We start from the raw sequence: 7,927 nt of genomic DNA on the forward strand, positions 1-7,927 counted from the left end.
GCGTCGGCCAGGTCGGCGAGCAGGCGGGCGTCGTGCTCAGGAGAGCGCGGGTCGTCGGCCAGCGGCGCGTCGGGTCCGTGCCGCCCGCTGCCGGACCCGACGACGACCAGGCCGGTCGGACCGTCGGCGACCAGCCCGCGCCCCGCAGCGGCGAGGTCGTCGGAGGACTCTCGGCCCGTCACCTCGAGCACCCGAAGACCCCGGCGTCGCCCGGCGTGCGCGAGCAGGTGCAGGGCGACCGCGGCCGGCACCCCCGGACGGTCCTCGCCCGCGCCGGGGAGCAGCACGGGTGTCACCGGCCACGCGAGCAGGTCGTCCGGGACACCGGCCGGACCGAGGGAGGGGCGCACCGTCCCGGACAGCTCGCGGGACCGCGGCCCGGGGGCGACGACCACGACCGTCCCGACGTCGGCGGCCACCACGTGGGTCACGGCGGCCAGCGCCGCCCGGCGCAGGTCCAGGTACACGTCCGCGTCCCCGGCGACGCCGGGAACCAGGAGCGCGGTGTCCGGGACGAGCGCGGCGACGACGAGCATGGTCCGAACCTACGCCGAGCCCGTGGCGTCCCGGACGACGGCCCTCCGTGTGGGCGAGCGCCGGTACTGTCGTGGCATGGGGTCGCTCGGGGAACGTGCACGGCGCTGGTGGCAGGGGCGCTCGCGGCCCGCGGCCGCCCCCGACGCCCGTCCCGGCCTCGAGCCCGACGACGACGAGCTCCACGACCGCGTCGCCCAGCTGCTCGCCCGCGAGCTCGGCGTCGCCGAGCCGGCGACCGACCTGCCCTCCGACGTGACGCCCGCGCGGATCGCCGCGTGGATGACCGACAACCAGTTCAGCTACTTCGTCGACAACGACGGCGACCTCGGCGGGCTGTGGCGTGGCAGGCTCTTCTACTTCTTCCTGTTCGGGGAGAAGTCGGAGATCCTGCAGGTCCGCGGGCAGTGGCACCGGGAGGTCGCGATCGAGCGTCTGGAGGAGGTGCTCGACGTCTGCAACGAGTGGAACGCCGACCGCATCTGGCCCAAGGCGTACGTCCGCGTCCGCGACAACGGCCGGGTGCACGTGGTCTCCGAGGTGGCCACCGACCTCGAGCACGGCGCCACCGACGCCCAGCTGAGCCAGATGCTCTTCTGCGGCCTGTCCACGGGGAGCATGTTCTTCGACAGCCTGGACGAGCGGTACCCCGACCCTGCTGGGGTGGCGCCGTGAGCGGGCCCGGCTGGCTGCTGCGCGTGCTCGGTGGGCTGCCCAAGCCGACCAAGCGCCCGACGCCCGACGACCAGCCGCCGGCGCCCCTGACGCGCGAGCGGATCGCCGACTACCTCATCGGCCGGGGGTACCGCTTCGTCGTGGACGACGACGGCGACCTGACGGGCACGTGGGACGGCAGCCGCTTCTGGTTCCTGCTCCTCGGCGAGCACCAGGAGATCCTGCAGGTCCGGGGCCGGTGGCACCGCAGCCTGCAGCTCGACCAGCGCGACGCCGCCTCCCTGGCGGTCAACGACTGGAACCGCGAGCGCATCTGGCCCAAGGCGTACCTGCGCGAGGAGGAGGGCGTGCTCGCGCTCTACAGCGAGGTGTCCGCCGACTTCGAGCCCGGCGTCACGGACCCGCAGCTGGCCCAGCTGCTGGCGTGCGGGCTGGGCACGGGCGTCCAGATGTTCTCGTCGCTCGAGGTGCTGCTGCCCCGCGACGACGCGCCGCCGCCGGACGTGCCGGACAACTAGTCAGCGCCGGCCGATGGTCGGCAGGCCCAGCACCACGGGACCGGCGGGACCGCTCGTGCCGCAGGCGGCGCCCGCGCCACCGTGGCTGTGCGCCTCCTCGTCCCTCTGGCGCCGGTCCCACGCGTCCCCCGCCGCCGTGCGCCGCACGGCGTACGTCCCTCCGGTCAGCGCCGAGTCCGCCACCAGGTGGTACGGGGCCGCGCGGGTCACGTCGACGGTCACCAGGTCCCCGGGACGCGGGACGTCCGCGGGCCCCTCGGGCAGCGCCAGGTGCACCAGCCGGTTGTCGGCGGCGCGCCCGGTGACGCGGTGCGTGGCCCCGTCCTTGCGCCCCTCGGTCTCCGCGACGAGCACCTGCACCGTCCTGCCGACCTGCGCCGCGTTCTCCTCCTCGGAGATGCGGTCCTGCAGCGCCGTGAGCCGCAGGTAGCGCTCCTGCACCACCGCCTTGGGCAGCTGGTCGGGCAGGTCGAAGGCCGCGGTGCCCGGCCGTGGCGAGTACTGGAACGTGAATGCGGAGGTGAACCGGGACGCCTCGACCACCCGCAGCGTCTCGGCGAAGTCCTCCTCGGTCTCACCGGGGAACCCGACGATGATGTCGGTGGTGATGGCCGCGTCGGGCATCGCGAGCCGCACCCGGTCGAGGATGCCGAGGAACTTGTCCGACCGGTACGAGCGGCGCATCGCGCGCAGGACGCGGTCGGAACCCGACTGCAGCGGCATGTGCAGCTGGGGCATGACCGTCGGTGTCTCGGCCATGCCGGCGATGACGTCGTCGGTGAACGCCGCGGGGTGGGGCGAGGTGAAGCGGACCCGCTCGAGGCCCTCGACGGCGCCGACCGCCCGCAGCAGCCGCGCGAACGCGCCCCGGTCACCGAACTCGACACCGTAGGAGTTGACGTTCTGCCCCAGCAGCGTCACCTCGATCGCCCCCTGCGAGACCAGTGCCTCGACCTCCGCGAGGATCTCCCCGGGACGGCGGTCGCGCTCCTTGCCGCGCAGGTGCGGCACGATGCAGAACGTGCACGTGTTGTTGCAGCCGACGCTGATGGACACCCAGCCGGCGTAGACCGACTCGCGCCGCGTGGGCAGGGTGCTGGGGAAGACCTGGAGCGACTCCTCGATCTCCACCTGCGCCTCGGCGTTGTGGCGGGCGCGCTCCAGCAGCACCGGCAGGACGTCGAGGTTGTGGGTACCGAACACCACGTCCACCCACGGCGCCCGCTCGACGATCCCGGCGCGGTCCTTCTGCGCCAGGCACCCACCGACGGCGATCTGCATGCCGGGGCGCGCACGCTTGGACGCGGCCAGCCGGCCCAGGTTCCCGTACAGCTTGTCGGCCGCGTTCTCCCGGACCGCGCACGTGTTGATGACGATGACGTCCGCGGCCTCTGCGGCCGCGTCCGCCGGGTCCGCGGCGACGTAGCCGGCCTGCTCGAGCATCCCCGACATGTGCTCGGAGTCGTGCACGTTCATCTGGCACCCGAGGGTCTTGACCAGGTAGGTGCGTGCGGCGGTGGGCGCGTCCGGACGGACGGCGGGCAGGGTCGTGGACATCACCGACAAGGGTACGTCCGCCCGCCTGGGGCCCCTCACCTGGGGGGATTGCTTGACGGCTGCGTTGCCGAACCGTGACCGTCCGTGCTCGCCAGATAGGAGAACGACCCCTTAGGTTCATCCAATGGTGGACATCTCAGTCGAACCGCCCGCCCCCTCTGACCGCACGACAGACGCCCTCGTGGAGCTCCGCGGGGTGGACAAGCACTTCGGCTCCCTGCACGTGCTGCAGCACATCGACCTGACGGTCCGCCGAGGCGAGGTCGTCGTGATCATCGGCCCGTCCGGCAGCGGGAAGTCCACGCTCTGCCGCACCATCAACCGCCTCGAGACCATCGACTCCGGGACGATCCTGCTCGACGGTCAGCCGCTGCCCGCCGAGGGCAAGGCGCTCGCGCGGCTGCGCGCCGACGTCGGGATGGTGTTCCAGTCGTTCAACCTCTTCGCGCACAAGACCGTGCTGCAGAACGTGGTGCTCGGCCAGGTCAAGGCGAAGGGCGTGAAGCCAGCCAAGGCGCGCGAGATCGCCATGGACCTGCTGGAGCGCGTCGGCGTCCGCGACCAGGCCGAGAAGCTGCCCGCCCAGCTGTCCGGCGGCCAGCAGCAGCGCGTCGCCATCGCCCGCGCGCTGGCCATGCAGCCCAAGGTCATGCTCTTCGACGAGCCGACGTCGGCCCTGGACCCCGAGATGATCAACGAGGTCCTCGACGTCATGGTCGGCCTGGCGCGCGACGGCATGACGATGATCGTCGTCACCCACGAGATGGGCTTCGCCCGCCGCGCGGCCAACCGCGTCGTGTTCATGGACGGCGGCCAGATCGTCGAGGAAGCCGCACCGGAGACCTTCTTCACCGCGCCCCGGAGCGACCGCGCGCGGGACTTCCTGTCCAAGATCCTCACCCACTGAACCCACCGAACCCACTGAACCCACTGACCCTCTTTGACCGGACCGACACTGCACACCACACGAAGGGGACACACCATGCGTAGAGGACGACTGGTTCTGGCGTTCGCCGCCGCGGCCACGCTCGCGCTCGCCGGCTGTTCGAGCGGCGGCGACGACACGGAGCCCGCTGCGACGGCCGACGCGTCCGAGACCGCCGGCGGGGCCGAGGGCACGATCAAGATCGGCATCAAGTTCGACCAGCCGGGCCTGGGGTTCCAGGACGGCAGCGAGTACACCGGGTTCGACGTCGACGTGGCCAAGTTCGTGGCGGGAGAGCTCGGCTACGGCGAGGACCAGATCGAGTGGGTCCAGGCGCCGTCCGCCCAGCGCGAGACGCTGCTGCAGAACGGCCAGGTCGACATGATCTTCGCCACCTACTCCATCACCGACAAGCGCAAGGAGGTCGTCTCCTTCGCCGGTCCGTACTTCGTCGCCGGTCAGGACCTGCTGGTCGCCGCGGACGACGACACCATCACCGGCCCCGAGGACCTCGAGGGCAAGAACCTGTGCTCGGTGACCGGCTCCACGTCGGCGCAGCGCATCAAGGACGAGCACGCCGCCGGGACCAACCTGCTCGAGCAGCCGGGCTACGCCGAGTGCGTCACCGCGCTCACCGCCGGCACGGTCGACGCCGTCACGACCGACGACATCATCCTGGCCGGCCTGGCCGCCGTGCCCGCGAACGAGGGCAAGGTCAAGGTCGTCGGCAACCCGTTCTCCGAGGAGAACTACGGCGTCGGCATCCCCAAGGAGTCCGACAAGTGCGAGGCCATCAACGAGGCCATCACCAAGATGATCGACGACGGCACCTGGCAGGAGCTGCTCGACGCGAACGTCGGCGCCTCGGGCTACCAGGCGAACGAGGAGCTGAACCCGCCCACCCCGGACGCCTGCGCCTGACCCGTTGACCGGTCCGGAGGCCCGCGCCCGGTGCGCGGGCCTCCGGTCCCTCCCCAGAGCAAGGAGCGTCGGTGGACGACGGCTACTTCCAGCAGTTCCTGACGCTGTTCGACGAGTTCGACGTGCCCGCCGCGTTCTGGGTGAACATCCAGCTCACGTTCTTCGCGGCGATCCTCGCCCTGGTCCTCGGCACCGTCCTGGCCATGATGCGGATCTCGCCCGTGCCGAGCCTCCGCTGGGCGGGCTCGACCTACGTCACGCTCCTGCGCAACACGCCGCTGACGATCATCATGGTCTTCTGCGTGCTGGGACTGTGGGGGCAGCTGGGGCTGACGCTCTCCCCCGACTTCCAGACCAACTTCTTCCGCCTCGCCGTGGTCGGTCTGAGCGTCTACCACGCCGCCTTCGTCTGCGAGGCGCTGCGGTCCGGGGTCAACACGGTCCCCGTCGGGCAGGCCGAGGCGGCTCGCGCGATCGGCCTGTCGTTCTGGCCCGCCGCCCGGCTGATCATCCTGCCGCAGGCGTTCCGCGGGTCCGTGGCGCCCCTGGGCAACGTGCTCATCGCCCTCACCAAGAACTCGACCGTCGCCGCCGCCGGCTCCGTCGCCGAGGCGTCCGGCCTGATGCGCACCATGATCGAGTTCCGCCCCGACGTCATCCTCGCGATCTTCTTCACGTTCGCCCTCGGGTTCGTCATCATCGTCGTGCCGATCGGCCTGGCGACCACCGCACTCTCGCGACGACTGGCGGTGGCCCGATGAGCACCCTGTTCGACGTCCCCGGACCGGTCGCCCGACGACGGATGGTCTGGGTCAACATCGCCGCGACCGTCGTCGTGATCGGCATCGCGGTCTGGGTGCTCACCCGGGTCGGCGCCAAGGGGCAGCTCGACCCCGACCTCTGGACGCCGTTCCTCACGGCCAGCCCCTGGGTGGACTACCTGCTGCCAGGCCTCCTGGACACCCTGCGGGCCGCCGGGATCTCCATCGTCACGTCCGCGGCGTTCGGGCTGGTGTTCGGGCTCGGCCGCCTCTCGGGGTCCCGCGTGGTCCGCACCGTCAGCGGCACCATCGTCGAGTTCTTCCGCGCGGTGCCGGTGCTGCTCATGATGATCTTCTTCTACCTGGGGCTCGGGCAGCTGAGGATCCTGGACCCGTCCGACGTCCCCCTGGTCGCGGTGGTCCTCGGGCTCACCTTCTACAACGGCTCCGTGTTCGCGGAGCTGGTGCGCTCCGGCGTCCACAGCCTGCCGCGCGGCCAGCGGGAGGCCGCCCTTGCCATCGGGCTCCGCGACGGCCAGTCGCTCCGGCTCGTCGAGGTGCCCCAGGCCCTGATCGCGATGCTCCCCGCCATCACCAGCCAGCTCGTCGTGATCCTCAAGGACACCGCGCTCGGCGTGATCATCACCTACCCGGACCTGCTGGACTCGGCCCGGCGCTTCGGCTCCGGCAACGGCAACATCCTGCAGTCGCTCATCGTCGCCGCGCTGATCTTCATCGTCATCAACTACGGGATCACCAAGATCGCCGACCGCCTGGCGGGACGCGTGGGGCGGCGGACCGCCGGGAAGCCGCGCGTGGAGGCACCCTCGCTCCTGGTCGCGACCGCGAAGGACTAGCCGGCCGTGGCGCTGGCGCGGATCTCTCGGACGACGGTCACCTTGATCTCGCCGGGGTAGGCCAGGTCCGCCTCGATGTGACGGGCGATGGCCACCGCCAGCTGCGGCAGCGCGAAGTCGTCGACCTCGGACGGCTCGACGACGACACGCACCTCGCGTCCGGCGGACATGGCCAGCGCCCGGCGCACGCCCGCGTGCGCCGCGACCAGCTGCTCGAGCTTGTCGATGCGCTCGACGTACTGGTCGAGCTCCTCGCGCCGTGCACCCGGTCGGGCTGCCGAGATCGCGTCGGCGACCTGCACGAGCACGGCCTCGACCGTCTCCGCGGGAACCTCGTCGTGGTGTGCGGCGATCGCGTTGACGACCGCGCCGGACTCGCCGTGCCGACGGGCGAGGTCCGCCCCGACCGCCGCATGGGTGCCGGGCACCTGCGCGGTCAGCGCCTTGCCCAGGTCGTGCAGGAACGCCCCCCGGCGGGTGACGTCCACGTCGGCACCGACCTCGGCCGCGAGGGCCGCCGCCAGCTGCGCGGACTCCACCAGGTGCTCCAGCACGTTCTGCCCGTAGGACGTCCGCAGCCGCAGACGGCCGAGGGTCCGGACCAGCACCGGGTGCAGGCCACTGACGCCCGCACGCTCCGCGGCGTCGTGCCCGGCCGCGTCCGTGCGCTCGTCGGCCCCGGCCAGCGCCTCGGCGTAGGCCTGCTCGATGCGCTGCGGGTGGATGCGTCCGTCAGCCATGAGCGCGTCGAGGGTGACCTGGGCGACCTCACGGCGCTCCGTGTCGAAGCAGGACAGGACGACGGCGTCCGGCTGGTCGTCGACGAGCACGTTGACGCCCGTGAGCGCCTCGAAGGACCGGATGTTGCGGCCCTCCTTGCCGATGATCCGGCCCTTCATCTCGTCCGACGGCAACGGCAGGACGGTGAGCGGGGACTGCGCGCTGGTGGGGACGGCGAGGCGCTGGACTGCGGTGGTGACGATCCGCCGAGCCCTGGTCTCCGCCGTGCGGCGGGCCTGCGCCTCCGCGCGGCGCACCTGTGCGGCCGCGTCGTTCTGCGCGTGGTCGACGATGCGTCGGGTCAGCTCCGCGCGCGCGTCCTCGGCCGTGAGGCCCGTCGCGGACTCGAGCTCCGCGAGCGCCGCCCGCTCGGCCTCGACGGCCCGCGCAGCGGCGGCA

9 protein-coding genes are annotated in these 7,927 nt (G+C 72.0%); 6 read left to right on the forward strand and 3 right to left on the reverse strand.

What is annotated here, in order from left to right:
- Positions 1-536: hypothetical protein (locus RYN42_RS18530; protein WP_315098566.1), on the reverse strand; the 536-nt coding region annotated here is incomplete at its 3' end.
- A 76-nt stretch (positions 537-612) separates the two neighbouring features.
- On the opposite strand from RYN42_RS18530, the gene RYN42_RS18535 reads away from it, so the two are divergent.
- Both RYN42_RS18535 and RYN42_RS18540 read left to right on the forward strand, forming a co-directional pair.
- Positions 613-1,209 carry a YbjN domain-containing protein gene (locus tag RYN42_RS18535; RefSeq protein ID WP_315098568.1) on the forward strand — a complete coding sequence of 199 codons (597 nt, stop codon included), beginning with the start codon at positions 613-615 and terminating at the stop codon, positions 1,207-1,209.
- Positions 1,206-1,727, forward strand: coding sequence for a YbjN domain-containing protein (locus tag RYN42_RS18540; protein ID WP_315098570.1), 522 nt, complete (start codon positions 1,206-1,208; stop codon positions 1,725-1,727). Before RYN42_RS18535 ends, RYN42_RS18540 begins: the two co-directional genes overlap by 4 nt.
- Here the strand turns inward: RYN42_RS18540 and miaB are convergent, their stop codons facing one another.
- On the reverse strand, positions 1,728-3,284 hold the full coding sequence (gene miaB, locus RYN42_RS18545; RefSeq protein WP_315098573.1) for a tRNA (N6-isopentenyl adenosine(37)-C2)-methylthiotransferase MiaB: 1,557 nt from the start codon (positions 3,282-3,284) through the stop codon (positions 1,728-1,730). It lies immediately after the preceding gene.
- A gap of 124 nt (positions 3,285-3,408) precedes the next feature.
- On the opposite strand from miaB, the gene RYN42_RS18550 reads away from it, so the two are divergent.
- The 4 genes from RYN42_RS18550 to RYN42_RS18565 all read left to right on the forward strand — a co-directional run bounded on the left by RYN42_RS18550 (position 3,409) and on the right by RYN42_RS18565 (position 6,748).
- On the forward strand, positions 3,409-4,191 hold the full coding sequence (locus RYN42_RS18550) for an amino acid ABC transporter ATP-binding protein (RefSeq protein WP_315098575.1): 783 nt from the start codon (positions 3,409-3,411) through the stop codon (positions 4,189-4,191).
- 75 nt (positions 4,192-4,266) lie between these two features.
- Positions 4,267-5,130: a glutamate ABC transporter substrate-binding protein gene (locus RYN42_RS18555; RefSeq protein WP_315098578.1), complete on the forward strand. Its 864-nt coding sequence runs from the start codon at positions 4,267-4,269 to the stop codon at positions 5,128-5,130.
- A 71-nt stretch (positions 5,131-5,201) separates the two neighbouring features.
- Positions 5,202-5,891, forward strand: coding sequence for an amino acid ABC transporter permease (locus tag RYN42_RS18560; RefSeq protein WP_315098580.1), 690 nt, complete (start codon positions 5,202-5,204; stop codon positions 5,889-5,891).
- Complete coding sequence (locus RYN42_RS18565) at positions 5,888-6,748, forward strand: amino acid ABC transporter permease (RefSeq protein WP_315098583.1); 861 nt, start codon at positions 5,888-5,890, stop codon at positions 6,746-6,748. The genes RYN42_RS18560 and RYN42_RS18565 overlap by 4 nt, the downstream gene beginning before the upstream one ends.
- Here RYN42_RS18565 and rny read toward each other — a convergent pair.
- Positions 6,745-7,927 (reverse strand): ribonuclease Y (rny, locus tag RYN42_RS18570; RefSeq protein ID WP_315098588.1); only part of this gene is annotated, 1,183 nt, incomplete at its 5' end. The genes RYN42_RS18565 and rny overlap by 4 nt on opposite strands.

The organism is uncultured Cellulomonas sp. (assembly GCF_963527515.1).
Classification (GTDB): domain Bacteria; phylum Actinomycetota; class Actinomycetes; order Actinomycetales; family Cellulomonadaceae; genus Cellulomonas.

Coding starts and splice junctions, on each gene's coding strand:
- RYN42_RS18535 (WP_315098568.1), top strand. CDS start 613: ATGGGGTCGCTCGGGGAACGTGCACGGCGCTGGTGGCAGGGGCGCTCG.
- miaB (WP_315098573.1), bottom strand. CDS start 3,284: ATGTCCACGACCCTGCCCGCCGTCCGTCCGGACGCGCCCACCGCCGCA.
- RYN42_RS18550 (WP_315098575.1), top strand. CDS start 3,409: ATGGTGGACATCTCAGTCGAACCGCCCGCCCCCTCTGACCGCACGACA.
- RYN42_RS18555 (WP_315098578.1), top strand. CDS start 4,267: ATGCGTAGAGGACGACTGGTTCTGGCGTTCGCCGCCGCGGCCACGCTC.
- RYN42_RS18565 (WP_315098583.1), top strand. CDS start 5,888: ATGAGCACCCTGTTCGACGTCCCCGGACCGGTCGCCCGACGACGGATG.